We start from the raw sequence: 25,299 nt of genomic DNA on the forward strand, positions 1-25,299 counted from the left end.
GATGTCCGCGCGGATTCTGGTGGTCGACGACATTCCCGCCAATGCCAAGCTGCTCGAGGCCCGGCTATCGGCGGAGTATTTCGACGTGCTGACCGCCTCCAGCGGCGCCCAGGCGCTGGAAATCTGTTCGCGCGCCACCTGCGATATCGTGCTGCTCGACGTGATGATGCCGGACATGGATGGTTTCGAGGTCTGCCGTCGGCTGAAGTCGAATCCGGCGACGCATTTCATTCCGGTGGTGATGGTGACCGCGCTCGACAGCGCGTCCGATCGGGTGCGTGGCCTCGAAGCCGGCGCCGACGATTTCCTCACCAAGCCGGTGTCCGACGTGGTGCTGATCGCGCGGGTGCGCTCGCTCACCCGCTTGAAGATGATGACCGACGAATTGCGGATGCGCGCGCTGACCTCGATGGAGATCGGCGTGCAGGCGCCGGAGCGCGAAGCGGTCGCCGAGACTGGCAAGGGCGGCCGCATCCTGCTGGTCGACGACCGGCCGTCGTCCTATGAGCGGCTGGCGCCGGTGCTGGCGGTCGAGCACGCCGTCGATGTCGAGACCAATCCGTCGGAAGCGCTGTTTCATGCCGCCGATGGCAATTACGATCTCTTGATCGTCTCGCTGGGGCTGGAGAATTTCGACGGGCTGCGGCTGTGCAGCCAGGCCCGCTCGCTGGAGCGTACCCGCCACGTGCCGATTCTCGCCATCGCCGACGCCGACAACAACACCCGGCTGCTGCGCGGGCTGGAGATCGGCGTCAACGATTACTTGCTGCGCCCGGTCGACAAGAACGAACTGCTGGCCCGCGCGCGCACCCAGATAAGGCGGCGGCGCTACACCGATCATTTGCGCGACAATGTGCAGAACTCGATCGAGATGGCGATCACCGACAGCCTCACCGGGTTGCACAATCGCCGCTACATGGAGAGCCATCTCGCCACGCTGGCCGAGCAGGCCGGGGTGCGCGGCAAACCGCTGGCGCTGATGATGCTCGACATCGACTTCTTCAAGGCGATCAACGACAGCTACGGTCACGACGCCGGCGACGACGTGCTGCGCGAATTCGCGGTCAGGATCCGCAAATCGATCCGCGGCATCGATCTGGCCTGCCGCTACGGCGGCGAGGAATTCGTGGTGGTGATGCCGGAAACCGATCTTGGCGTCGCCGGCATGGTGGCGGAGCGGTTGCGTCGCGCCATCGCCGGCGAACTGTTCGCGATCGAGAAGGGCACCAAGCGGATCGAGGTCACGATCTCGATCGGGCTGTCGACGCTGGAAAAGAAGGGCGAGCCGATCGCCGACGTGCTGAAACGCGCCGACACCGCGCTGTATCGCGCCAAGCATGACGGCCGCAACCGCGTGGTGGCCGCCGCGGCGTGACAAGCCTGTCGGCGCCGCCCGCCCAGCAAAACCGCCGCGTGACCATAACAGTCCGCGGCCGGTTGCAGCGCTTTCGATCGAAGCAGCGCTTTCGATCGAAGTGGATCCCGGTTCGCGTGAAAAAACGGGCCCAAATAAAAAATCGCGGAACGCTCCGATAGGCGCGGAGCGTTCCGGAAACGGTGTCGGGCTCGTTACTTCGACATTCCGCTCATGCCGTTGCCGGTGCCGTCCTTCTGCGCGCTGCCACCCATGCCGGTGGTCGATGAGCCGTTCGACATGCCGCTGCCCGACATGCTGGACTTGGTGCTCTTCTTTTTCTTTTTCTTCGTGGCGGCGTTGGCATTCATCGGGTCCTGAGCGGTCTGCGCATTGGCAGCCGTCGGGCTGGTCGAGGCGCCGCCCTGGCTCTGGCTGGATTGGGCGAAGGCGAGGGTTCCGGTGAGCGCAACGAGGCACAGGCCGGCGCTGACTGACTTGATCATGGCTGTCTCCGAAAACTGTCCCAAAAACTGACGCAAGAAACTGGCGCGAGAGAATTGTCACTCCGATCAACCCGGGGTGCGACATATCGTTCCAGAGACGCCGTATCCGGCGATGATTTCTCTCCCCCGTCGCAACCCGGCGCACGCCGCCCGCGGCCGCCGCCGCAAATCATGTCGACTGCGTTAACGCTCTGGCAACCACGATGGGGGACCTTGGCGGACCCCTTGCCAGCAGGATGGCCGATGATCTCCCGTGAACAGCGCACACCGTTCAGCGAATGGTGGTGGACCGTGGACAAGCTGCTGCTGGCGGCGCTGGTCGTGCTGATTCTCGGCGGCGTGATCCTGTCGCTGGCAGCGTCGCCGCCGGTGGCGACGCGGATCGGGCTCGACCCGTTCCACTTCTTCAACCGCCACGTCATGTTCCTGCTGCCGTCCTTCATCGTGCTGATCGCGGTGTCGTTCCTGTCGCCGCGGCAGATCCGGCGCTCGGCGCTGATCGTGTTCGCGGTTTCGATCGCGCTGATCGTGGCGACGCTGCTGATCGGCCCGGAAGTGAAGGGCTCGCGGCGCTGGATCACCATTCTCGGCCTCAACATCCAGGCCTCGGAATCCGCCAAGCCGGCCTTCGTGGTGCTGGCGGCGTGGCTGTTTTCGGAATCCGCGCGGCGCCCGGAAATGCCGGCGACCTCGATGGCGGTGGTGCTGTTGATCATGCTGGTGTCGCTGTTGGTGATGGAGCCGGATTTCGGCCAGACCATGCTGATCCTGATGGTATGGGGCTCGGTGTTCTTCATCGCCGGGATGCGCATCGTCTGGGTGATGGGGCTGGCCGGGCTCGCCTCGGGCGGGCTGTTCGCCGCCTATCTGTTCGTGCCGCACGTCGCCGGCCGCATCAAACGCTTCATGAACCCGGCCTCCGGCGACACCTTCCAGGTCGATACCGCGATGGAGGCGTTCAGCAATGGCGGCTGGTTCGGGCTCGGGCCGGGCGAGGGCATCGCCAAGCGCAGCCTGCCGGACAGCCACACCGATTTCGTGTTCGCGGTCGGCGCCGAGGAATTCGGCATCATCCTGTGCCTGGCGCTGTTGGCGCTGTTCGCCTTCATCGTGATCCGCACATTGTCGCGGGCGTATTCCTGCGAGGACCTGTTTTCGCGGTTTGCCGCCTCGGGCCTCGCCATCCTGTTCGGGGTGCAGGCCGCGATCAACATGGCGGTGAACCTGCAACTGATTCCGGCCAAGGGCATGACGTTGCCGTTCATCTCCTATGGCGGCTCGTCGATGATCTCGCTGGCCTATGGCGTCGGCATGATGTTGGCGCTAACCAGACTGCGGCCGCGGGTCGAGATGGAATCGATCGGCGACGCCACCGCGGCGCCGACCTACGCCTGACGGCGCGCCGCGACGACGATGGCGAAATGAGATGGCACAGATGGCACCGTTGATCATGCTCGCCGCCGGCGGCACCGGCGGTCACCTGTTTCCCGCCGAGGCGCTCGGCGTCGCGCTGATGAAGCGCGGCCTGCGGGTGCGGCTGGTCACCGATCTGCGCGCGCTGCGCTACAGCGGGCTGTTCTCGCGTGACATGGTCGCCGTGGTGCCGAGCGAGACCTTTCGCGGCCGCTCGCCCACGGCGATTGCGCGCACCGCGCTGCGGCTCGGCACCGGCACGCTGATGGCGCTCAGTCTGATGCTGCGGCTGAAACCCGCCGCGGTGATCGGCTTCGGCGGCTATCCGACGCTGCCGCCGCTGTTGGCGGCGCGGATGTTCGGCATTCCGACGTTGGTGCACGATTCCAACGCGGTGATGGGGCGCGCCAACCGCTTCCTCTCCAACAAGGTCACGGCGATCGCCACCTCCTTGCCCGGGGTGCTGGATCGCGATCCGGCGCTGGCGGCCAAGACCACCACCACCGGCACGCCGATGCGTCCGGCGATTCTCGCCGCGGCGGCGGTGCCGTTCGTGGCGCCGCAGCCGGAGGGGCCGCTGCGCTTGCTGGTGGTCGGCGGCAGCCAGGGCGCCCGGATCATGGCGGATATCGTCCCGGGCGCGATCGAGAAACTCGGCCCGGCGCTGTGGCCGCGGCTGGTGGTGGTGCAACAGGTCCGCGACGAGGACATGGCGCGGGTTCGCGCGGTCTATGACCGGCTGAAACTGAATTTCGAGCTGGAGCCGTTCTTCAACGACCTGCCGGCGCGGCTCGCCGCCAGCCATCTGGTGATCTCGCGCTCCGGCGCCGGCACGGTGGCCGAACTTGCCGCGATCGGCCGGCCGTCAATCCTGGTGCCGCTGCCCGGCGCGCTGGATCAGGATCAGTTCGCCAATGCCGGGGTGCTGTCGCAGGCCGGCGGCGCGATCCGCATCGCCCAGGATGAGTTTACGTCCACCCGGCTGTCGCAGGAAATTTCCGCGCTCGCCGCCGAGCCGGCGCGATTGACCGCGATGGCCGCCGCGGGCCGCAGCGCCGGCCGACTCGACGCCGCCGAACGGCTCGCCGATCTGGTCGTCAAGGTGGCGGGAATTCCGTCGAAGTCGCCGCAGTTCCAATAGGTTGGCGGAGATCAACGGGGCCTTGCCGGAGTTGATGCTTTAAATCCGGCTGCGCTCGGTATACCGAGGGTGCCGCATCCACACCTTTGACGGCGCCGTGGACGACCGGCCCGCGCCGGCGCGCACCCAACCAGCGAGAACCATCCCATGAGACTGCCGCGCGAGATCGGACCCATTCACTTCGTCGGGATCGGCGGCATCGGCATGAGCGGCATCGCCGAGGTGTTGTGCAATCTGGGCTACACCGTACAGGGCTCCGACGCCTCCGAAGGCGCCAATGTCGCCCGGCTGCGGGACAAAGGCATCGACATCCATGTCGGCCACAAGGCCGAAAACGTCGCCGGCGCCGACGTCGTCGTGGTGTCGACCGCGATCAAGCGCGACAATCCGGAATTGCTGGCGGCCCGCGCGCAGCGCATCCCGGTGGTGCGCCGCGCCGAAATGCTCGCCGAACTGATGCGGCTGAAAAGCTGCGTCGCGATCGCCGGCACCCACGGCAAGACCACCACCACCTCGATGGTCGCGGCGTTGCTCGACGCCGGCGAATTCGATCCCACCGTGATCAATGGCGGCATCATCAACGCCTACGGCACCAACGCGCGGCTCGGCGCCGGCGAGTGGATGGTGGTGGAAGCCGACGAGAGCGACGGTACCTTTCTGAAGCTGCCGGCCGACGTTGCCATCGTCACCAATGTCGATCCCGAACATCTCGATCACTTCAAGACCTTCGAGGCGGTGCAGGAGGCGTTCCGCGACTTCGTCGAGAACGTGCCGTTCTACGGCTTCGCGGTGATGTGCATCGATCATCCGGTGGTGCAGGCTCTGGTCGGCAAGATCGAGGACCGCCGCATCATCACTTACGGGCAGAATCCGCAGGCCGACGTGCGGCTGCTCGATCTCAAACCCAACGGAGGCAGTTCGGCTTTCCGGGTGGCGTTCCGCGACCGCAAGGCGGGCACCGCGCACGAGATCGCCGATCTAGTGTTGCCGATGCCGGGGCGGCACAACGCGCTCAACGCCACCGCGGCGATCGCGGTCGCGCATCAGTTGGGATTGAGCGACGACACCATCCGCAAGGCGCTGGCCGGTTTCGGCGGGGTGCGGCGGCGCTTCACCAAGACCGGCGAATGGAACGGCGTTGCCATCATCGATGACTACGGCCATCACCCGGTGGAGATCGCCGCGGTGCTGAAGGCGGCGCGAGAATCCACCAAGGGCAAGGTGATCGCGGTGGTGCAGCCGCATCGCTTCACCCGATTGCAGTCGCTGTTCGAGGAGTTCTGCACCTGCTTTAACGACGCCGACACGGTGATCGTCGCCGAGGTCTATCCGGCCGGCGAGGCACCGATCGAAGGCGTCGACCGCGATCACTTCGTGCTCGGGCTGCGCGCCCACGGCCACCGCGAGGTGATCCCGCTGCAGGACTCCGCGGCGCTGGCGAGCGTGGTGCACGGCGCCGCGCACAGCGGCGACTACGTGGTCTGTCTCGGCGCCGGCAACATCACGCAATGGGCCTACGCGCTGCCGGGCGAGTTGAAGGCGCTGGATTAAAACGCCGGGATTCAGGTGAGCGGATAGGGTTGACGATCGCCCTATGGTAGCGTTTACTTTTCACTGCAACCAAAATCTTGCAGGAAAGGGAGTGCCATGGCTACGACATTGACAGTCACTCACGCAGATAATGAAGTTGCAGCAATTCTCAACGGCGTTGTCGTCTACGACAAGAAGACCGAAGGCAATCCTCCAATCAACGATCAGGTGCCGCTCGATCCCTATCTCGCCGCGGGCCTGAACGTGCTGGCCATCACAGGCATCAACTGGGGCGGCCCGGCGACATTTTCCGGAGCTGTGACCGTGGGGGCGGTGGTGACGCCGTTCAATTTCGCTGCGGCGTCAACGCCGAACGGCATGGTTTTCAACCAGACCTTCGTCATTCCGCACTGATCGACCGATCGCCGAGCATCGCGCCTGATCTCGGTTAGCGACTGTTGCACCGCTCGATCCATCGGGTCGGGCGGTGCATTTTGCCGTTGGTGCAGTGCGCGGCGCTTCCGATGTCGGAGCCGCGTGACAAGGCTGTGCGGCACGATGTATGGCAACGTCTGCCATGACCTTTCCCGACCTCATCCCCAAGCTCAAAGCCGCGATGCCGCGCCTGCGCGGCCGGCTGCTCGCCAACGAGCCGCTGGCACCGCTGACCTGGTTTCGCGTCGGCGGGCCGGCGCAAGCGCTGTTCACGCCGGCCGATGAGCAGGACCTCGGATATTTTCTCGGCGCCTTGCCGCACGAGATCGACGTCACCGTGGTCGGCGTCGGCTCCAATCTGATCGTGCGCGACGGCGGCCTGCCGGGCGTGGTGATCCGGCTCGGCGGGCGCGGCTTCGGCGAAATCAGCACCGACGGCGACGTCGTCAGCGCCGGCACCGCCGCGCTCGACAAGCGCGTCGCGGAGGCCGCGGCCGCAGCCGGGCTCGGCGGGCTGGAGTTCTATCACGGCATTCCCGGTACCGTCGGCGGCGCGCTGCGGATGAATGCCGGCGCCAATGGACGCGAGACCAAGGACGTGCTGATCGAGGCCAGCGCGATTTCGCGCGACGGCACGCTGCATCGACTGAGCAACGCCGAGATGGCGTTCGGCTATCGCCACAGCGGCGCCGATCCAACCCTGATCTTCACGTCGGCGCGGTTTCGCGGCGCGGCGATGGACCGCGACGCGATCCGCACCCGGATGGACGAGGTGCAGCGCCATCGCGAGACGGCGCAGCCGGTGCGGGAAAAGACCGGCGGCTCGACCTTCAAGAATCCGCCGGGCCACTCAGCCTGGAAGCTGATCGACGCCGCCGGCTGTCGCGGTCTGCGGGTCGGCGGCGCGCAGGTCTCGGAACTGCACTGCAATTTCCTGATCAACACCGGAGCCGCCACCGCGCAGGATATCGAAACCCTCGGCGACACCGTGCGGGCGCGGGTGAAAGATCATTGCGGCATCGAGCTGCACTGGGAGATCAAGCGGATCGGGATCGCGGCGGAAGAGGGCGCGCCGCGCTGACCGACGATTACTTCGCGTCCGCCGGCGGCGCGTCGGGGGCCGCCGGCGTGTCGGCGAGTGTCAACAATCGTTGCAGCGGTTGCGGCGAGACTCTGAATACGCCGTCGAATGGATCTTCCTGTAGCGCCACCAGGCCGAGCGCCACGATCGCGCCGGAGGCGAACACGATCAGCGCCGCCAGCATCGCCCGCGGCCGCTCGAGATGCACCAGCGCCAGCGCGATCTGAGTGATCAGGCCGAGGATTAGCACCGAGATCCATTTCAGATCGTTGGTCCGGTCGGACGACAGGCTGAGCCGGATGGCGCGCGCGGTGGCGACCCGCACCGCGGCGTTGAGCATCGCGCCGTGCACCGCGTTGCTGTCCTCGCGGCTGATCGCGGGGTCGCTGATCCGGCGTAGCAATTCGTCGAACGCCGCGTCGGTTTGCGACGAGCTGCCGCCTTCCACCGCCGGCCATTCGTCATGTACAACGGAGGCGGTGTAGGCCTTCAGCGCGATGCGGATCGCACTCATTTCGGACACCGACGCCACGCTCAGCGTGTAGATGTTGCGCAGCTCGCCGGCTTCGCTCTGCACCGCGCGGCTGGCCTGGCGGTTGCGATCGCCGACATCGTTGGCGAGAAAGCCCGTGAGCAAGGCGAACAGCATCGCCACCGAGGAGAAGAACGGCGCCACCACGCCGTTCACGCTCTTGATGCGCGGGCCGAGCGGCGAGAGGAAGATCACGCCGACCAGCGCCAGCGCCGTGCCATAATAAAGAATGCCGAGCGTGGCGAAGGTCCCGAAGGTCGAGAGGTCAAGCCAGGCTCGGATCATCGAATGTCCTTTATGCCGATGAGGAGCCGCACAGCTCGGCGGCGAAGCCGAGCCACGGCCGGTTCTTGATCGCGGCGGCCTCGCGCAGCACCGCTTCGGTCTGCGGCGCCAGCGCGCTCATATCGTATTTGGCGCGCGCCGCGGCCTGCGCGGCGTCGCCCATCGCTTGGCGCCGCTGCGGATCGGCGGCGAGCGCGATCAGATGCCGGCTGATGGCGTCGACGTCGCCGACCTTCACCACATGGCCGGTGACGTTCTCGGCGACGAAGTCCGACAGCATGCCGACGTCGGTGGCGATCACCGGCAGCCCGCGCGACATCGCCTCCAGCACCGCGAGCGGGCTCGACTCTTTTCGCGACGCCAGCACGAAGGCGTCCATCGCGGCCAATAGCGCCGGCACGTCGTTGCGGCTGCCGGTGGTGATCAGTTGCGAAGCCACGCCGAGTTCGTCGACGACCTTGGTGAGTTCGTCGAAATACTCTTTGAAACGACCGCCGACCAACAGCAGCCAGGCGCGGGGCTCGGTCTTCAGCACGTTGGCGAGCGCGCGCACCACGTCGATCTGGCGCTTGCGTTCGCAGATGTCGCCGACGCAGCCGATCACGAAGGAATCTTGTGGCAAACCCAAGGCATCGCGCGCCGCCATCCGTTCGGCGTCGCCGATCACCGGAAACGAGCGGGTGTCGATGAAACTCGGAATCATCCGCATCGCCCGGTGCGACACCCGGTTGACTTTAATGTGGTGCGCCTCGGCGTCCGGCGAGGTGGCGATCACCCGGTTATTGAACCACCAGTGCAGCTGCAGCGAGGTCGAATGCGCGGTGGCGACCACCGGCCGGCGGCTGAGGATCCGCGCCAGCATGCCGTAGGTGTGGGCGCTGCTCATATGGGTATGCAGCACCTCGGGCTGGAACGCGTTCAGCCGCTTGGTCACCCGGATCAGCTCGGCGGGGCTGCGGCCGAACGAGGTGGCGAATTTCTCCGCGCCCTCAAGTCCGGGGCGGTCGGCGATCCAGGCGCCGGGGCGATGCAGCAGCAGCACGCGATGGCCGCGGCTGAGCAGATATTGCACCAGCAGCAGGCAATGCATCGCGACGCCGTTGACGCCGGTGCCGGAAATCAACAGGGCGATCCGCATCGGGGCGGAGGAGGGGGCTGCGGGATTGACGGTCATGGCGGCAGGGGGGATCACAGCTTGTCGGAGAGGCTTCTCCGAATCAGGAAAATCGACGAAATTTCAACGCCGCATAAGGTTCGCATCGATTTCATCGGGCCACCGCAGTTTGAGGACATCAAGTGACAAAACGCAAGCACGTCGCGGTTCTGCTCGGCGGCTGGTCGTCGGAGCGGGAGGTTTCGCTGCGTTCGGGGGCGGCCTGCGCCAACGCGCTGGAGCGCCGCGGCTACCAGGTCAGCCGGGTCGATGTGCAGCGCAACGTCGGCACCGTGCTCGATGGGCTGAAGCCGGACGCGGCGCTGGTGATGCTGCACGGCCGGCCCGGCGAGGACGGCACCATCCAGGGCGTGCTGGAGACGCTGGGGATTCCCTACAGCCATTCCGGGGTGCTGGCCTCGGCCTTGGCGATGCAGAAGGATCTGGCCAAGACCGTGATGGCGACCGCCGGCGTGCCGGTGGCCGAGGGCCTGACGCTGTCCCGCGCCGAGGTCGCCAAAAAACACGTGATGGCGCCGCCCTATGTGATCAAGCCGGTCGCCGACGGCTCCAGCGTCGGGGTCTTCATCGTCAACGAGGCCCAGGAGCATCCGCCGCAGGAATTATTCCGCGACGACTGGCCCCATGGCGACCGCCTGCTGGTCGAAAAATACGTCGCCGGCAAGGAACTGACCTGCGCGGTGGTCAAGGGCGAGCCGACCGGGGTGATCGAGATCGTGCAGACCAACAAGTTCTACGACTACGAGGCAAAGTATTCTCCCGGCGGATCAAATCACATCCTGCCTGCATCTCTTTTACCATTTGTTTACCAGGAGGTCCGAAGGTTAACGCTGGCGGCGCATGTGGCGCTCGGCTGCCGGGGCGTTAGCCGGGCGGATTTCCGCTTCGACGACCGCATCGAGGGAACGGGTGGCCTCATTTGCCTTGAGGTCAACACCCAGCCCGGCATGACCGAGACGTCACTTGTGCCAGAGCTCGCAGCGGATGCGGGCATAACATTTGACGAGCTCGTGCAATGGATGGTGGAGGACGCCTCGCTCGGTCGGTAAGACGGCAGAGGCTTCGATCTGACCTGAGAGCGGCAGCCATCGGGGTTGTCGTGCTTTTGCGTGAGCGGCTGCAGCGCGGCCGCCGCGCCAGGATCGCCCGTCGTCAGGAGCGGACCAAGAGCCCGCATCGCGTCATCGCCTTCCTGGAAACCTACGCGCCGCCGCGGATCGGCGTGGTGTTCACCGCGCTGGTGCTGCTCGGCAGCGTCGCGCTCGGCGTCGTCAAGGGCGGCCATCTCGACGAGGTGACCACCGCGCTGAGCGACGCCCGCAACGCGGTCGCCAACGTCGCCGGGTTCCGGATCACCAATGTGGCGATCTCCGGCCGCAAGCAGCTCACCCATGACGAGGTGCTGGCGATCGGTGGCGTCACCGGCCGCTCCTCGCTGTTGTTTCTCGATGCGGCGACCGTCCGCGACAAATTGAAAGCCAATCCGTGGATCGCCGACGCCACCGTGCTCAAGCTCTATCCGGGCCAGCTCACCATCGACATCACCGAGCGCTCGGCCTTCGCGCGCTGGCAGTTGCAGGGCCGGCTCGCGGTGATCGCCGATGATGGCGCGGTGCTGGAGCCCTATGTGGCGCGCCGCTTCGCCGCGCTGCCGCTGGTGGTCGGCAAGGGCGCCGAGACCCACGCCAAGGATTTCGTCGCGCTGCTGTCGCGCTATCCGCAGGTCAATTCGGTGGTAATGGCGGCGGTCTATGTCGGCGAGCGCCGCTGGAACCTGCGGCTGAAGAACGGCCTCGACATCCGGCTGCCGGAAAACGAGGTCGGCAACGCGCTCGCCACCTTGAGCAAGCTCGACGCCGAGGACCGGCTGTTGTCGCGCGACATCGTCGCCGTCGACATGCGGCTGCCGGACCGGCTGACGGTGCGATTGTCCGAGGACGCCGCCAAGGCGCGCGACGAATTGTTCAACAAGGACAAGAAAGCCAAGAAGAAGGCTGGCGACGCATGACCGGCCTCGATCACAACCAGGCGCCGAAGACCCGGCCGATGTCGCACAAGCGCTCGGCGCTGGTGGCGTCGCTCGATATCGGAACCAGCAAGATCGCCTGCCTGATCGCAAGGCTGACGCCGTGCCCGCCCAACGAGGCGCTGCGCGGCCGCAGCCACGCCATCGAACTGGTCGGCTACAGCCAGATCCAGTCGCGCGGCGTCAAGGCCGGCGCGGTGATCGATCTCGCCGAATGCGAACGCGCGGTGCGCCAGGCGGTGGCTTTGGCCGAAGGCATGGCCAAGGTGCGGGTCGAATCCGTGCTGCTGTCGGTGTCGGCCGGCCGGCTGCAGGGCCAACTGGTGGAAGCCTCGGCGGAAATCCGCGGCGGCGCGGTGACTTCCGACGACGTCACAAGGGTGACCAGCGCCGGGATGCATCACGCCACGCCGCCGGGCCGCACCGTGCTGCATACGCTGCCGGTCAGCTACACGCTCGACGGCGTCAAAGGCATTCGCGATCCGCGCGGCATGGTGGCGCGGGCGTTCGGCGTCGACATGAACGTCGTCACCGTCGACGGCACCGTCGCCAAGAACCTGATGCTGGTGGTGGAACGCTGCCACCTCAACGTCGAAGCCATGGCGGCGAGTCCATATGTCGCAGGGCTGTCGGTTTTGACCGACGACGAGGCCGATATCGGTGCCGCGGTGGTCGAAATGGGGGCGGGAACTACCACGATCGCCACTTATTCGGCCGGACGCTTCGTTCATGCCTCGGGATTTGCGGTCGGCGGGCAACACATCACGATGGATTTGGCCCGCGGACTGGGGGCTTGCATTGCAGATGCCGAGCGAATCAAGACGTTATATGGCACCGTGCTGACTGGCGGTTCCGATGCTCGCGAGTTGATGTCGGTGCCTAGCGCCGGGGACAACGAGCGGGATGCCCCGCAGATCATCTCCCGCGCTCAGATCGCCAACATCGTGCGGCATCGGGCCGAGGAGATTTTTGAAATGGTCAGGGACCGGCTCGCAGATTCCCCGTTCGCGGCAGAGCCGCGGGCGCGGGTGGTGCTGAGCGGCGGCGCCTCGCAGCTCACCGGACTGCCCGAACTCGCCACCCGGATTCTCGGCCGCCCGGTGCGGATCGGCCGGCCGCTCGGCTTCGGCCGGCTGCCCAGTGAGGCCAAGAGCGCTTCCTTCGCGGTGCCGACCGGGCTTCTGGTCTATCCGCAATATGCGCATCTCGAACACGTCGAGCCGCGCAACATGCGCCATCACAAGACCGGCACCAATGGTTACTTCGGGAAGGTCGGCCGATGGCTGCGCGAGGGCTTCTGATGACTATCGTTTCACCGCTTCAATTCCCATCCACTCTCCCGGTTGTCGGCCGGGGACATCGCGATTCAACGCGCGCGTAATCGAGAGGCACCCATGACCATCAATCTCAACGTCCCTGATATTCGCGAGCTGAGGCCCCGGATCACCGTGTTCGGTGTCGGCGGCGCCGGCGGCAACGCCGTCAACAACATGATCACCGCCGGATTGCAGGGCGTCGATTTCGTGGTCGCCAACACCGACGCGCAGGCGCTGACGATGTCGAAGGCCGAGCGCCTGGTGCAGATGGGCACCCAGGTGACGCAGGGCCTCGGCGCCGGTTCGCAGCCCGACGTCGGCGCCGCCGCCGCGCAGGAGGTGATCGACGAGATCCGCGATCATCTGTCGGGTGCCAACATGGTGTTCGTCACCGCCGGCATGGGCGGCGGCACCGGCACCGGCGCCGCGCCGGTGATCGCCAAGGCCGCGCGTGAGATGGGCATCCTGACGGTCGGCGTGGTTACCAAGCCGTTCCACTTCGAGGGCCAGCGCCGGATGCGCACCGCGGAGTCCGGCATCACCGAATTGCACAAGGTGGTCGACACGCTGTTGATCATCCCGAACCAGAACCTGTTCCGGGTCGCCAACGAGAAAACCACCTTCGCCGACGCCTTCGCGATGGCCGACCAGGTGCTGTATTCCGGCGTCGCCTGCATCACCGACCTGATGGTCAAGGAAGGCCTGATCAATCTCGACTTCGCCGACGTCCGCGCGGTGATGCGCGAGATGGGCAAGGCGATGATGGGCACCGGCGAGGCCTCCGGCGAGAAGCGGGCGTTGACCGCCGCCGAAGCCGCGATCGCCAACCCGTTGATCGACGATTCCTCGATGAAGGGCGCCCGCGGGCTGTTGATCTCGATCACCGGCGGCAAGGACCTGACGCTGTTCGAAGTCGACGAAGCCGCCACCCGCATCCGCGAAGAGGTCGACCAGGACGCCAACATCATCGTCGGCGCCACCTTCGACGAAAGCCTCGATGGCGTGATCCGGGTCTCGGTGGTCGCCACCGGCATCGAGCAGGCCCAGCTCGCCCGCAATCTCGCAGCCCCCGCCGGCGCTGCGCCGGCCGCGCCCGCGAACGGCGGCGCTCCCGACGGCCGGCTGGCCGATCTGACCGCGCGGCTGCGCGCCGACCAGCAGCGTGCCCAGGACGCCGCCCCGGCGGCGCCCCGCCCGACCACCGCCGCCGCACCGCGCGCGCCGTCCAACACCGTCGAGCGCGCCGCTTTGGCGGCGATCGCCGCCGCGGTCGGCACCGAGCAGATGCCGCAGGGCATCGCGCCGCAGCCGGCGTCCTATGGCGACGTCACCGTGCGCGCCATCGCCCAAAAGCCGTCGCTGTTTCCGGACCCGGAGCCGGTCCGCCAGGTCGTCGAGGAAGAACCGCCGGCCCCGGAATCGTTCATTCCGCAGCAGCCGGATCGCGCAGCGATTCGCTCGCCGCGGATGCCGAAGTTCGAGGAACTGCCGATGCCGGCGCAGAACGAGATCCGTCAGGCGCAGGGCGAAACCGAGGACGATCATCCGCACAAGACCCGGATGTCGCTGTTGCAGCGTCTCGCCAATGTCGGCCTCGGCCGGCGCGAGGACGACGGCGAGCCGCCGGTGTCGGCGCGTCCCGCCGGCCCGGCGATGGCGCCGATGCCGCCGTTGCCGGAGCGCAAGCCGCAGCGCAGCGTCGCCGAACAGATGGCGTCCGAGCCGGTGTCGGAGTACGCGCGTCGTCCGGCGCCGCAAGGACTCGACCTCCATGGCCGCCCGGCGCCTGTGGCTCATCCGCCACAGGGCGACGATCATCTGGATATCCCCGCCTTCCTGCGGCGCCAATCCAAGTGAGGCGTGTGTAACAATCGGGGCAACCCACTGGCCTCGGCGGAACTCGCCGAGGCCATTATTCTTCGCAGTGCAGCATCCGCGGCTGTCGCGTAACCTCCTGCGAAGACATAAGAATAGGCGAGCGGCGGGAGGCTATTGCAAGTTTTCCGATGCCACGATCGGAGCGGAATTCGGTCAACCGGCGGCGGCTTTGCGGCGGAGTTAGGGTAACAATCCGTAAAAAAGCGTGAGTTGGTGGTGTTTGTGACAGTGGGTATGGTTTTCTGACATTGGGGACATTGAAGGCGAGTCGCCGGATCTTCGGCTCTGCATCGTTCTTCAACTGGGTCATTGGTGGGCAGACTAGCTATGAAATTCAGTCGTCAGACCACGCTTCGTTCGCAGGCCACGGTGACGGGCGTCGGTGTCCATTCCGGCCTTCCAGTGAATCTCTCCATCGGACCCGCGGATGTAAACGCGGGTTTTATTTTTGTCCGCACGGGTCTGGACGGCGCTGACCGCGAGGTCCGCGCCTCGGCGAAGTCGGTGATCGCCACCGAGCTTGCCACCGTGCTGGGCGACACCGACGGCCCGCTGGTCTCCACCGCCGAACACGTGCTCGCCGCGCTGCGCGGCATGGGCATCGACAACGCCATCATCGAAGTCGACGGCCCCGAAGTGCCGATCATGGACGGCAGCGCCGCCGCCTTCGTCGCCGCGATCGACCAGGCCGGCATGCGCGAACAGTCGGCGCCGCGCCGTTTCATCCAGGTCTTGAAGCCGGTGCAGGTCGCGATCGGCGATTCCTTCGGCGAGTTGCGGCCCCATGCCAACGGCTTTCGCGCCGAAGTCGAAATCGACTTCGCCCATCCGCTGATCGGCCGGCAGAACTACATTCTCAACCTCAGCCCGGAAAATTTCCGCCGCGAAGTCTGCCGCGCCCGCACCTTCGGCAGCATGACCGACGTGGCGCGGCTGTGGAGCCTGGGCTACGCGCTCGGCGCTTCGTTCGACAATTCCATCGTGTTCGACGACACCAGGATGCTCAACACCGAAGGGTTGCGTTACGCCGACGAATGCGCGCGCCACAAGGTGCTCGACGCGGTCGGCGATCTGGCGCTGGCCGGACTGCCGCTGCTCGGCGCCTACCGTTCGGTGCGCGGCGGCCACAAGCTCAACCACGCCGTGCTGACCACGCTTCTGGCCGATCACAGCGCCTGGCGGGTGATCGAGGCCGAGCCGGCGCGGCGTCCGCGCGGCCACGCCGAAGTGGTCAGCGGCATGCTCGGCGGCATGGTGGCGCCGGCCTACGGCCCCGACGTCTCCTGACCGGCTTGCGCCGCGACCCCGGTCGGGCGTTCGGCGTTGCGGGGCGCGGGATGGCGCGCTGCGCAATCGGTTCCGAAGTTAACCACAGCCGCGGCGGTCGCCACCCGATCGCCTTATTCCGGGCGAAATGCCTGCGTACTCGGTTGGTTCATCGACCTTTTTGGGCTAAACCGCCTGCGGTCGCGCGGTCAGCTTCGAGCACGTCGATGGGGCTCCATGGCGATGCTCGTGGATCGCGCAGCGGGCAGGGCATCACAGGCATCAGGTAACATATGTCGGCACAACGTGTGACGCCCGGATTGCGGGAACTGGTTGTCCTTTGCGGCGGCATTCGCGCCGCCCGCGGCTTGCGGTTCGCCGCCGGCCTGATCGTGCTGACGCTGCCGCTGTCCGGCTGCGGCACCGGCGCGCTGTGGGACAAGTTCATGACCAAGGACGAGACCTACACCGACGAGCCCGCCGACAAGCTCTACAATGAGGGCTTGTACCTGATGAACAAGGGCAAGGACCCCAAGGCCGCCTCGAAGAAATTCGAAGAGGTCGACCGCCAGCATCCTTATTCCGACTGGGCGCGCAAATCGCTGTTGATGTCGGCCTACGCGTTCTACGAAGCTGGCGACTACGACAGCTGCATCGGCTCGGCGACGCGCTACGTCACCATGCATCCCGGCAGCCCGGACGCCGCCTACGCGCAATATCTGATCGCCGCCTCGCATTACGACCAGATCCCGGACATCTCCCGCGACCAGGGCCGCACCGAAAAGGCGATCGCCGCGCTCGAAGAGGTGATCCGCAAATATCCGACCTCGGAATACGCCACCTCCGCCAAGAAGAAGCTGGAAGGCGCCCGCGACCAGTTGGCCGGCAAGGAAATGAATGTCGGGCGCTATTACATGGAAAAGCGCGATTACACCGCGGCGATCAACCGCTTCAAGACCGTGGTGACGCGCTACCAGACCACACGCCACGTCGAGGAGGCGCTGGCGCGGCTGACCGAGGCCTATATGGCGATCGGCATCGTCGGCGAGGCGCAGACCGCCGCCGCCGTGCTTGGCCACAACTTTCCTGACAGCAAGTGGTACCAAGACGCCTACAATCTAGTAAAGTCCGGCGGAGTTGAGCCGAGCGAGAACCAGGGGTCCTACATCAGTAAGGCCTTCAGGAAGCTCGGCCTCGGTTAGGAACATCCTCGCATGCTGGCCCGCCTGTCGATCCGTGACATCGTCCTGATCGAACGGTTGGATATCGAATTCTGCCGCGGTCTTGCGGTGTTGACCGGCGAAACCGGCGCCGGCAAGTCGATTTTGCTCGACGCCTTCGCGCTGGCGCTGGGCGGCCGCGGCGACGCTGGCCTGGTGCGCCACGGCGCCGAGCACGGCCAGGTCACCGCGGCGTTCGACGTGGCACGCGGCCATCCGGCGTTCGCGATCCTCGCCGCCAACGGCCTCGACGACGCCAGTCCCGACGATTCTTCGGAAATGATCCTGCGCCGCGTGCAGCTCGCCGACGGCCGCACCCGCGCCTTCATCAACGACCAGACCGTCAGCGTGCAGACTTTGAAAGCCGTCGGCTCTTCCCTGGTCGAAATCCACGGCCAGCACGACGAGCGCGCGCTGGTCGATGCCGCCACCCACCGCCGGCTGCTCGACGCCTTCGCCGGGCTGGAGAAGGACGTCGCTGCCCTCGAGACGTTGTGGGACGCTCGCCGCGCCGCCCGCGCGGCACTCGAGGCGCACCGCGCCGGCATGGAGCGCGCCGCGCGCGAGGCGGACTTTTTGCGCCACGCCGCCGACGAGCTGAAGAAGCTCAACCCCAAGGACGGCGAGGAGACCACGCTCGCCGAGCGCCGCGCCACCATGATGCAGGGCGAGAAGATCGCCGGCGATCTGCGCGAGGCGCAGGAGGCGGTCAGCGGCCATCATTCGCCGGTGGCGGCGCTTTCGGCGGCGGTGCGCCGGCTGGAGCGCCGCGCCGGCAACGCGCCGGCCTTGATCGACCCCGCGGTGAAGGCCATCGATGCCGCGATCAACGCGCTGGAGGAGGCCGACCAGCATCTCACCGCGGCCCTGATCGCGGCGGATTTCGATCCCTTGGAACTGGAGCGGATCGAGGAGCGATTGTTCGCGCTGCGCGCCGCGTCGCGCAAATACACCACGCCGGTCGACGGTCTCGCAGCATTGGCGGCGAAATACGCCGCCGAGGTCGCGCTGATCGATGCCGGCGCCGGGCAATTGAAGGCGCTGGAGGGCAAGGCCGCCGAGGCCGATTCCCGCTATGCCGCAGCCGCCGCCAAGCTGTCGGCGGCGCGGGCAAAAGCCGCGGACAAGCTCAACAAGGCGGTAAACGGCGAGTTGGCGCCGCTCAAGCTCGAGCGTGCCAAATTCATCACCCAGGTCGAGACCGATCAGGCCGCGCCCGGCCCGCAGGGCTGCGACCGCGTCGAATTCTGGGTGCAGACCAACCCCGGCACCAAGCCGGGGCCTTTGATGAAGGTCGCCTCCGGCGGCGAGCTGTCGCGCTTCCTGCTGGCGCTCAAAGTGGTGCTGTCGGACAAGGGCTCGGCGCCGACGCTGGTGTTCGACGAAATCGACACCGGGGTCGGCGGGGCGGTCGCCGATGCGATCGGCGCCCGGCTGGCGCGCTTGGCCGCCAAGGTGCAGGTGATGGCGGTGACCCACGCCCCGCAGGTCGCCGCGCGCGCCGACCAGCATCTGTTGATCTCCAAGGACGCGCTCGACAAGGGCAAGCGCGTCGCCACGCGCGTCGACGCGCTCAAGGCCGACCGCAGGCGCGAGGAAATCGCCCGCATGCTGGCCGGCGCCGAGATCACCGCCGAGGCGCGGGCGGCGGCCGATCAGTTGATCAAGGCGGCGGGGTAGGGCTCTTTCCCTCGCCCCGCTTGCGGGGAGAGGGTGGCGAGACAAGCGAAGCTTGTCGGGCCGGGTGAGGGGGCGCCGCGTTCTGTCGAGGCGCCCCCTCACCCGACCCGGCTTCGCTGCGCTTCGCCGGGTCGACCTCTCCCCGCAAGCGGGGAGAGGTGAAGGGCACGATGACTTTTCACCATTCGATCTTCATTGTATCGCTTGCCGATGGCCAAGAAATCAACCGTTCCCATCGACCTCGACAAGCTCACCAAGGCCAAAGCCAAGGTCGAGCTGAAACGGCTGTCGCTCGAGATCGAACGCCACAACAACGCCTATTATCAGGAAGACGCGCCGAAGATTTCCGACGCCGACTACGACGCGCTGCGCCGCCGCGTCGAAGCCATCGAGGCCAAGTTTCCGGAGCTGGTCAGCGCCGACTCGCCGACGCAAAAGGTCGGCGCCGCGCCGGCGCGCGGCTTTGCCAAGGTGCAGCACGCGGTGCCGATGCTGTCGCTTGGCAACGCGTTCTCCGACGACGAGGTCACCGAATTCCTCGCCCGGGTGCGGCGGTTTCTCAAACTCGACGCCGAGGAAATTCCGGCGATCGTCGCCGAGCCGAAGATCGACGGGCTGTCGCTGTCGCTGCGCTATGAGCATGGCGAATTGGTGCGCGCCGCCACCCGCGGCGACGGTTTTGTCGGCGAGGACGTCACCGCCAACGTCCGCACCATCGACGACATTCCGAACGAGTTGAAAGGCAAGACGATCCCCGCCGCCTGCGAATTACGCGGCGAGGTCTACATGCTGAAGAGCGATTTCCTCGCACTCAACGCCCGCCAGGAAGAGGCCGGCGAAGCGCCGTTCGCCAATCCGCGCAATTCGGCGGCGGGCTCGCTGCGGCAGAAGGACGTCGCGATCACCGCGTCGCGGCCGTTGAAATTCTTCGCCTATGCCTGGGGCGAATTCATCGATCCGCCCGAAGACACTCAGCACGGCATGTTGGCGTGGCTGAAGCGCGCCGGCTTCACCGTCAATCCCAAGATCACACTCTGCAAGAGCGTCGATGACGCGTTGGCGTTCTATCGCAAGATCGGCGAAGAGCGCGCGCAGCTCCCCTACGACATCGACGGCGTGGTCTACAAGGTCGACCGGCTGGACTATCAGGAACGGCTCGGCTTTGCCGGCCGCGCGCCGCGCTGGGCGATCGCGCATAAATTCGCCGCCGAGCAGGCCACCACGATCCTCAACGGCATCGAAATCCAGGTCGGCCGCACCGGCGCGCTGACCCCGGTGGCGCGTTTGCAGCCGGTCACGGTCGGCGGCGTGGTGGTGCAGAACGCCACGCTGCACAACGAGGACTACATCAAGAGCCTCGACATCCACGTCGGCGACACCGTGGTGGTGCAGCGCGCCGGCGACGTCATTCCGCAGATCGTCAGCGTGGTGGCGGACAAGCGGCCGAAGCACGCCGAGGCGTATGCGTTTCCGCACAAATGCCCCGTGTGTCACAGTCACGCTGTGCGCGAGGAGGGCGAGGTGGTGTGGCGCTGCAGTGGCGCCTTGGTCTGCCCGGCGCAGGCCGTGGAGCGGCTGAAGCATTTCGTGTCGCGGCTGGCGTTCGATATCGACGGCCTGGGCGAGAAGCAGATCGAACTGTTTCACGACAAGGGCTGGGTCAAGGAGCCGTCCGATATCTTCACTCTGAAGCAGCGCAACGGAACGCTCAAGCTTGAAGAGATTGAAGGCTATGGCGAGACCTCGGTGCGCAACCTGTTCGCCGCGATCGACGCGCGGCGCGAGATCGAGCTGAACCGGCTGATCTTCGCGCTCGGCATTCGCCATGTCGGCGAAGGCAATGCCAAGCTGTTGGCGCGGCATTACGGCAGCTTCGATGCGTTTCGTGACGCGATGCTGGCCGCGGCCGCGGGACAGGTGGCAGAGGGCAACGATTCCGAAGCCTATCAGGATCTCAACAATATCGGCGGGGTGGGCGAGATCGTCGCTGACGCGATCGTCGAGTTCTTCGCCGAGCAGCGCAACGTCAAGGCGCTCGATAAGTTGCGTAGTGAATTGGACAAGGTGCTGCCGGTCGAGCAGGCGAAGCAAGACACCGCCGTCGCCGGCAAGACCGTGGTGTTCACCGGGTCGTTGACCAAATTCACCCGCGACGAGGCCAAGGCCGCCGCCGAGCGATTAGGTGCCAAGGTGGCGGGCTCGGTGTCGAAGAAGACCGACTATGTGGTCGCCGGCGAAGACGCCGGCTCCAAGCTCACCAAGGCGCGCGACCTCGGCGTCGCGGTTTTGACCGAGGACGAGTGGCTGGCGTTGATCGAAGGGTAGCGGCGTTGCCGTTGGGCTGGCGGTGATGCAAAGGGCGTAGCTACACTTGCGCCGTCATCCTGAGGCGACCGAGCGCAGCGAGGGCCTCGAAGGATGGGCCGCAGGCACGCGCAGCCGCATCCTTCGAGACGCCGGGCTTCGCTGCGCTACGCCGGGCTCCTCAGGATGACGTCGTTGTCCTGGAGGCGCCCGGTACTAACCGAATACGAATGGCTGACGTTGATCGAAGGGTGATGTGACGCTGCCGTGCGCGATCGCCGTGCTTGCTACTGGCTGTTCGCGCATAGCCACCGCTGTCGTCTCGAGCATAGCCACCCGATCGCCGTCATCCTGAGGTGCCCGAGCACAGCGATGGCCTCGAAGGATGGGCCGCAGGCACGCGCAGCCGCATCCTTCGAGACGCCCGGCTTCGCTGCGCTACGCCGGCCTCCTCAGGATGACGGCGTTGTACTAGTGGCTTCGTTTTGCACCACGTCCTTGCACTACGTTTTGCGCTACGTTCATGTGGTGTCCTTGCAGGGCACGGCACGCGACGCGTCACAACAACCCGGTTTCTTCTTCCTCGGCCTGTTCGATCAGGTCCTCGGTGGCGATCACGCCGCCGCGCGGCACCAGGAAGATCATCGACGCCGCGCAGGCCAGGGACAGCACCACGATGGCGATGTTGAGCGGCACCGGGGTTGCAAAATGCCCGCCGAGCCAGGCGCCGAATTGCGAGCACAGCGCGCCGAACCCCATCTGCAAAAACCCCATCAACCCCGACGCGGTGCCGGCGGCCTGCGGCTTGATGCTGATGGCGCCGGCGGCGGAATTCGACATCACGAAGGCGTTGGCGAAGGTGATCAGCATGTGGGTGCCGAACAGCCAGTTCGGCTGCTGATTGTAGCCGAGCAGGCCCCAGGTCAGGTTCAGCGCGGCGCCGAGAAATTGCAGCGCCAGGCCAAGCCAGATCAGCCGCTCCAGCGAGTGCCGCGGCGAGAACCGCACGCAGCACAGATTGCCGATCAGATAGGCGAGGCCGGAGGTCGCGAACCAGGCGCCGTATTCGGCCGAGCTTCGTCCCATCTGCGTCACCACCACATAGGGCCCGCCGCCGGCGAAGGTGAAGATGATCGAGGACGCCAGCACCTGGCACAGCACATAGCCGACGAAGGCGCGGCTGGTGGTCAGGCTGCGCGCATCGGACAGAAAACTCGCGCCCGGCGGGCGGTCGGCGGCACGCCGTGTCTCCGGCAGCGCCACCGCGATGACAATCGTGACCAAGACCGACACCAGCGCGATGACGTAGAAGATCGCGCGCCAGCCGAGGCTGGTTTCGATCACGCCGCCGAGCAGCGGGCTCAGCATCTGCGCGATCATCATCACCGCGACCACCAGGCTGATCATGCTGCCGACGCGGTCGCGGGCGTAGAGGTCGCGGATGATGGCGCGGCTGATTACCATGCCGGAGGCGCCGCCGAGCGCCTGCAGGAACCGGGCGGCGATCAGTTGCGGCAGGGTCTCGGCGAAGATGCAGCCGACGCTCGCCAGCATCATCAGCGCCAGCCCGCCGAGCAGCACCGGGCGGCGGCCGAGCTTGTCGGATAAGGGCCCGAGTACGATCTGCGAAAACGCGATCCCGACCATGAACAGCGACACCGTCATCTGCGCGATCGAGATGTCGCGGCCGAACACGTTGGCCAGCATCGGCAGCGCCGGCACCAGAATGTACATCGAGATCGGCGCCGCCCCGGTCATCGCGACCAGCAGCAGCAGCATCGAGCGGGAGATCAGTTGATCGCGAGGTTCGGCGGTGGGCGTCTTGCCGGTCAGTCCATGCATGAGGTGGCGTTGCCAGTCCTGACCGATGTTGCGATGGCTCGACTGTACCGAGGCCGCTGCCGCGCGAGCAGCGGCTTTTCGGAATACCGCTACTCGATTTTCGGGACCGTGGCCGCCAGCGGCTGCGTCGCGGCGTCGAGCCACAGCTTGTCGGCGTCGTCGAGTTGTGGAGACACCTCGCGCCGCACTTTTGCGTGATAATCGTCAAGCCAGCCGATCTCGGCGTCGCTGAGCGAACCGACGTCGATCAGCCGTCGATCGATCGGCGCCAGCGTCAGCGTCTCGAAGCCGTTGATCGGCTTTTCGGCGCCGTCGATCGCGGCCGCAACCACCAGTTCGAGATTCTCGATGCGGATGCCGAAACAGCCGGCCTTGTAGTAGCCGGGCTCGTTGGACAGGATCATGCCGCGCTTCAAGGGCGTGGTGCCGAGCTTGGAGATCCGCGCCGGGCCTTCGTGCACCGACAGGTAGGAGCCTACGCCGTGGCCGGTGCCGTGCTCGAAATCGATGCCGGCCTGCCAGAGAAATTGCCGCGCCAGGGTGTCGAGCTGTGCGCCGGTGGTGCCGTCGGGGAAGATCGCGCGTGCGATCGCGATGTGGCCGCGCAGCACCCGCGTGAAGCGGTCGCGCATTTCCGCGGTCGGCGCGCCAATCGCGATGGTGCGGGTGACGTCGGTGGTGCCGTCCTGATATTGCGCGCCGGAATCGATCAGCAGCAGGTCGCCGAGCGCGATCCGCCGGTTGCTCTTGCGGGTGACGCGATAATGCACGATGGCGCCGTTCGGTCCGGTGCCGGAAATGGTGGGGAAGGAGACGTCCTTCAGCGCGCCGGTGTCGCGGCGGAAACTCTCCAGCGCTTCCACCGCGTCGATCTCGGTCAATTTGCCGCACGGCGCCTCGTTGTCGATGAAGGCGAGAAATCGCGCCAGCGCCACCGCGTCGCGGCGATGCGCGGCCTTTGTGCCTGCGATCTCGGTTGGGTTTTTCACTGCCTTCAGCAGCGTCACCGGATCGGCGCCGCGCAGCGGCTTGCCGCCGGCGGCATCGATCAACCTGGTCAGCGCGTCGGCGGCGGTGGCGGCGTCGAGCGCGATCGCGGCGCCGGTCTGCGCCAGCGCGGTCAATGCCGGCGTCAACGCGTCGGGCTCCTTCACCTCGGCGCTGTGCTCGAGATGATCGCGGGCGCTGTTCGACAGCTTGCGATGATCGATGAACACGGTCGGCCGGCCGTCGCGCGGCAGCAGCGCGTAGGACAATGGCAGCGGCGTGTGCGAGACGTCGGCGCCGCGAATGTTGAAGGTCCAGGCCACGGCGTGGGAGTCCGATAGCACCAGCGCGTCGGCGCCGAGTGGGCCGAGTTCCGCGCGAATCCGGCCGAGCTTGTCGGCCTCGCTCTCGCCGGCGAACTGCAGGCCGTGCACCGCGACAGGTCCGAGCGGCGGCGCCGGGCGTTCGCTCCACACCGCGTCGAGCGGGTTGCCGTCGACCGCGACCAGTTCGGCACCGGCCTTGGTGCAGGCTTGTGCCAGCCGTTCGGCTGCCGCGGAAGTGTGCAGCCAAGGATCAAATCCGAGGCGGTCGCCGGGTTTCAGATGCGCGCCAAGCCAGTGTTCCGGCGGTAGTTCTACCAGCGGTTGGACACTCCAGGCCCGGCCATCGACCTGATGCGCGGCCTGCAGCGTGTAGCGGCCGTCGACAAACACTGCGGCCTGATCGACCAGAACGATCGCCAGACCGGCCGATCCGGTGAATCCGGTAAGCCAGGCCAGCCGCTCTTCCGAGGGCGCGACATATTCGTTTTGTTGCTGATCGGCGCGGGGAATCACGAATCCGCTGAGCCTTCGCCGCAGCAATTCCTCGAGAAACGCGGCGAGCCGCGCGGTGAGGGCGACGCCGCTGTCCGGCTCCTCGAAGGTTTGAAACAGGGCTTCGAACATCGCTCGCTGTCCTCCTGGTCCGACGCTGCCGCAATCGTGAAGCAAATCAACCTCGTATTGGCACGCATCGTGCATGAAATACAGTGCTTAACAACGCAACGGCGAGACCCTTTTTGCTGCAAGGCAAGGCTTCCGCTGCAACTGGGGAAATCCCGGGAGTGTTTCAACTCAACGATGAGGGGATACACATGCCTGCTTTCACGTTTGAGAAGATATCGCCGCCGGCGCGCGGCGGTCCAAGTCCCAAACCTGAAAAGAAGCAACGCGGCCTGATTATCCAGATCCTGGATCGCTTCGTTGACGCCCGACGCCCGCATCCCGACGCCGATGAGTCGACCGGCGAACAATCGCCACCCCGATAACCCCAACCGGATCGATC

Annotated in this window: 20 protein-coding genes; 15 read left to right on the plus strand and 5 right to left on the minus strand. The window is 66.4% G+C overall.

Annotated elements, in window-relative coordinates:
- The first annotated feature begins 1 nt into the window (after position 1).
- Positions 2-1,375, plus strand: coding sequence for a PleD family two-component system response regulator (locus VGC77_RS04545; protein ID WP_331170381.1), 1,374 nt, complete (start codon positions 2-4; stop codon positions 1,373-1,375).
- A gap of 194 nt (positions 1,376-1,569) precedes the next feature.
- Here the strand turns inward: VGC77_RS04545 and VGC77_RS04550 are convergent, their stop codons facing one another.
- Positions 1,570-1,860, minus strand: a complete 291-nt coding sequence (locus VGC77_RS04550) for a hypothetical protein (protein ID WP_331170382.1) — start codon at positions 1,858-1,860, stop codon at positions 1,570-1,572.
- Positions 1,861-2,103: 243 nt separating this feature from the next.
- Here VGC77_RS04550 and ftsW point away from each other — a divergent pair, with 243 nt between their 5' ends.
- The 5 genes from ftsW (at position 2,104) to murB (ending at position 7,460) form a co-directional block, all read left to right on the plus strand.
- Positions 2,104-3,255 carry a putative lipid II flippase FtsW gene (gene ftsW, locus VGC77_RS04555; RefSeq protein WP_331170383.1) on the plus strand — a complete coding sequence of 384 codons (1,152 nt, stop codon included), beginning with the start codon at positions 2,104-2,106 and terminating at the stop codon, positions 3,253-3,255.
- 31 nt (positions 3,256-3,286) lie between these two features.
- A complete protein-coding gene (gene murG, locus VGC77_RS04560) occupies positions 3,287-4,414 on the plus strand; it encodes an undecaprenyldiphospho-muramoylpentapeptide beta-N-acetylglucosaminyltransferase (RefSeq protein WP_331170384.1) in 1,128 nt (375 codons plus the stop codon).
- 147 nt (positions 4,415-4,561) lie between these two features.
- Entirely contained in the window at positions 4,562-5,965 is a 1,404-nt protein-coding gene (gene murC / locus VGC77_RS04565; RefSeq protein ID WP_331170385.1) for a UDP-N-acetylmuramate--L-alanine ligase, read from the plus strand.
- 96 nt (positions 5,966-6,061) lie between these two features.
- A complete protein-coding gene (locus tag VGC77_RS04570; protein ID WP_331170386.1) occupies positions 6,062-6,358 on the plus strand; it encodes a hypothetical protein in 297 nt (98 codons plus the stop codon).
- A gap of 163 nt (positions 6,359-6,521) precedes the next feature.
- Positions 6,522-7,460 (plus strand): UDP-N-acetylmuramate dehydrogenase, encoded by a 939-nt coding sequence (gene murB / locus VGC77_RS04575; RefSeq protein ID WP_331170416.1) that lies wholly within the window; start codon positions 6,522-6,524, stop codon positions 7,458-7,460.
- A gap of 7 nt (positions 7,461-7,467) precedes the next feature.
- On the opposite strand, the gene VGC77_RS04580 is transcribed toward murB, so the two are convergent.
- Positions 7,468-8,277: a DUF4239 domain-containing protein gene (locus VGC77_RS04580; protein WP_331170387.1), complete on the minus strand. Its 810-nt coding sequence runs from the start codon at positions 8,275-8,277 to the stop codon at positions 7,468-7,470.
- Between the two features lie 10 nt (positions 8,278-8,287).
- Entirely contained in the window at positions 8,288-9,451 is a 1,164-nt protein-coding gene (locus VGC77_RS04585; RefSeq protein ID WP_331170388.1) for a glycosyltransferase family 4 protein, read from the minus strand.
- Positions 9,452-9,573: 122 nt separating this feature from the next.
- Between VGC77_RS04585 and VGC77_RS04590 the strand changes: the two genes are divergently transcribed.
- From VGC77_RS04590 to ligA, 8 genes are all read left to right on the plus strand, one after another.
- Complete coding sequence (locus tag VGC77_RS04590; protein WP_331170389.1) at positions 9,574-10,500, plus strand: D-alanine--D-alanine ligase; 927 nt, start codon at positions 9,574-9,576, stop codon at positions 10,498-10,500.
- The gene (locus VGC77_RS04595; RefSeq protein WP_331170390.1) at positions 10,467-11,459 is read left to right on the plus strand and encodes a cell division protein FtsQ/DivIB; all 993 of its coding nucleotides are present in this window, start codon (positions 10,467-10,469) and stop codon (positions 11,457-11,459) included. The genes VGC77_RS04590 and VGC77_RS04595 overlap by 34 nt, the downstream gene beginning before the upstream one ends.
- Complete coding sequence (gene ftsA / locus VGC77_RS04600) at positions 11,456-12,778, plus strand: cell division protein FtsA (RefSeq protein WP_331170391.1); 1,323 nt, start codon at positions 11,456-11,458, stop codon at positions 12,776-12,778. Before VGC77_RS04595 ends, ftsA begins: the two co-directional genes overlap by 4 nt.
- Positions 12,779-12,871: 93 nt before the next feature.
- Positions 12,872-14,650, plus strand: coding sequence for a cell division protein FtsZ (ftsZ, locus tag VGC77_RS04605; RefSeq protein WP_331170392.1), 1,779 nt, complete (start codon positions 12,872-12,874; stop codon positions 14,648-14,650).
- Between the two features lie 348 nt (positions 14,651-14,998).
- Entirely contained in the window at positions 14,999-15,958 is a 960-nt protein-coding gene (lpxC, locus tag VGC77_RS04610) for a UDP-3-O-acyl-N-acetylglucosamine deacetylase (protein WP_331170393.1), read from the plus strand.
- A gap of 272 nt (positions 15,959-16,230) precedes the next feature.
- Complete coding sequence (locus tag VGC77_RS04615) at positions 16,231-17,139, plus strand: outer membrane protein assembly factor BamD (protein WP_331170394.1); 909 nt, start codon at positions 16,231-16,233, stop codon at positions 17,137-17,139.
- A 12-nt stretch (positions 17,140-17,151) separates the two neighbouring features.
- Complete coding sequence (recN, locus tag VGC77_RS04620; RefSeq protein WP_331170395.1) at positions 17,152-18,837, plus strand: DNA repair protein RecN; 1,686 nt, start codon at positions 17,152-17,154, stop codon at positions 18,835-18,837.
- 210 nt (positions 18,838-19,047) lie between these two features.
- A complete protein-coding gene (gene ligA / locus VGC77_RS04625; RefSeq protein ID WP_331170396.1) occupies positions 19,048-21,162 on the plus strand; it encodes an NAD-dependent DNA ligase LigA in 2,115 nt (704 codons plus the stop codon).
- A gap of 537 nt (positions 21,163-21,699) precedes the next feature.
- Here the strand turns inward: ligA and VGC77_RS04630 are convergent.
- Positions 21,700-22,983, minus strand: a complete 1,284-nt coding sequence (locus tag VGC77_RS04630) for a multidrug effflux MFS transporter (RefSeq protein WP_331170397.1) — start codon at positions 22,981-22,983, stop codon at positions 21,700-21,702.
- 89 nt (positions 22,984-23,072) lie between these two features.
- Positions 23,073-24,920, minus strand: a complete 1,848-nt coding sequence (locus VGC77_RS04635) for an aminopeptidase P family protein (protein ID WP_331170398.1) — start codon at positions 24,918-24,920, stop codon at positions 23,073-23,075.
- 83 nt (positions 24,921-25,003) lie between these two features.
- Here VGC77_RS04635 and VGC77_RS04640 point away from each other — a divergent pair, with 83 nt between their 5' ends.
- Positions 25,004-25,282, plus strand: a complete 279-nt coding sequence (locus VGC77_RS04640; RefSeq protein ID WP_331170418.1) for a hypothetical protein — start codon at positions 25,004-25,006, stop codon at positions 25,280-25,282.
- The last annotated feature ends 17 nt before the right edge of the window (positions 25,283-25,299 follow it).

The organism is Rhodopseudomonas sp., assembly GCF_036404135.1.
GTDB lineage: Bacteria > Pseudomonadota > Alphaproteobacteria > Rhizobiales > Xanthobacteraceae > Rhodopseudomonas_A.

Excerpts from the sequence above, each read along its gene's own strand:
- ftsA (WP_331170391.1), top strand. The coding sequence starts at position 11,456 with ATGACCGGCCTCGATCACAACCAGGCGCCGAAGACCCGGCCGATGTCG.
- VGC77_RS04595 (WP_331170390.1), top strand. The coding sequence starts at position 10,467 with ATGGATGGTGGAGGACGCCTCGCTCGGTCGGTAAGACGGCAGAGGCTT.
- VGC77_RS04550 (WP_331170382.1), bottom strand. The coding sequence starts at position 1,860 with ATGATCAAGTCAGTCAGCGCCGGCCTGTGCCTCGTTGCGCTCACCGGA.
- VGC77_RS04545 (WP_331170381.1), top strand. The coding sequence starts at position 2 with ATGTCCGCGCGGATTCTGGTGGTCGACGACATTCCCGCCAATGCCAAG.
- VGC77_RS04580 (WP_331170387.1), bottom strand. The coding sequence starts at position 8,277 with ATGATCCGAGCCTGGCTTGACCTCTCGACCTTCGGGACCTTCGCCACG.
- ftsW (WP_331170383.1), top strand. The coding sequence starts at position 2,104 with ATGATCTCCCGTGAACAGCGCACACCGTTCAGCGAATGGTGGTGGACC.
- ligA (WP_331170396.1), top strand. The coding sequence starts at position 19,048 with ATGGCCAAGAAATCAACCGTTCCCATCGACCTCGACAAGCTCACCAAG.
- ftsZ (WP_331170392.1), top strand. The coding sequence starts at position 12,872 with ATGACCATCAATCTCAACGTCCCTGATATTCGCGAGCTGAGGCCCCGG.
- murC (WP_331170385.1), top strand. The coding sequence starts at position 4,562 with ATGAGACTGCCGCGCGAGATCGGACCCATTCACTTCGTCGGGATCGGC.
- VGC77_RS04635 (WP_331170398.1), bottom strand. The coding sequence starts at position 24,920 with ATGTTCGAAGCCCTGTTTCAAACCTTCGAGGAGCCGGACAGCGGCGTC.
- murB (WP_331170416.1), top strand. The coding sequence starts at position 6,522 with ATGACCTTTCCCGACCTCATCCCCAAGCTCAAAGCCGCGATGCCGCGC.
- murG (WP_331170384.1), top strand. The coding sequence starts at position 3,287 with ATGGCACAGATGGCACCGTTGATCATGCTCGCCGCCGGCGGCACCGGC.
- recN (WP_331170395.1), top strand. The coding sequence starts at position 17,152 with ATGCTGGCCCGCCTGTCGATCCGTGACATCGTCCTGATCGAACGGTTG.
- VGC77_RS04615 (WP_331170394.1), top strand. The coding sequence starts at position 16,231 with ATGTCGGCACAACGTGTGACGCCCGGATTGCGGGAACTGGTTGTCCTT.
- VGC77_RS04585 (WP_331170388.1), bottom strand. The coding sequence starts at position 9,451 with ATGACCGTCAATCCCGCAGCCCCCTCCTCCGCCCCGATGCGGATCGCC.
- VGC77_RS04630 (WP_331170397.1), bottom strand. The coding sequence starts at position 22,983 with ATGCATGGACTGACCGGCAAGACGCCCACCGCCGAACCTCGCGATCAA.
- VGC77_RS04570 (WP_331170386.1), top strand. The coding sequence starts at position 6,062 with ATGGCTACGACATTGACAGTCACTCACGCAGATAATGAAGTTGCAGCA.
- lpxC (WP_331170393.1), top strand. The coding sequence starts at position 14,999 with ATGAAATTCAGTCGTCAGACCACGCTTCGTTCGCAGGCCACGGTGACG.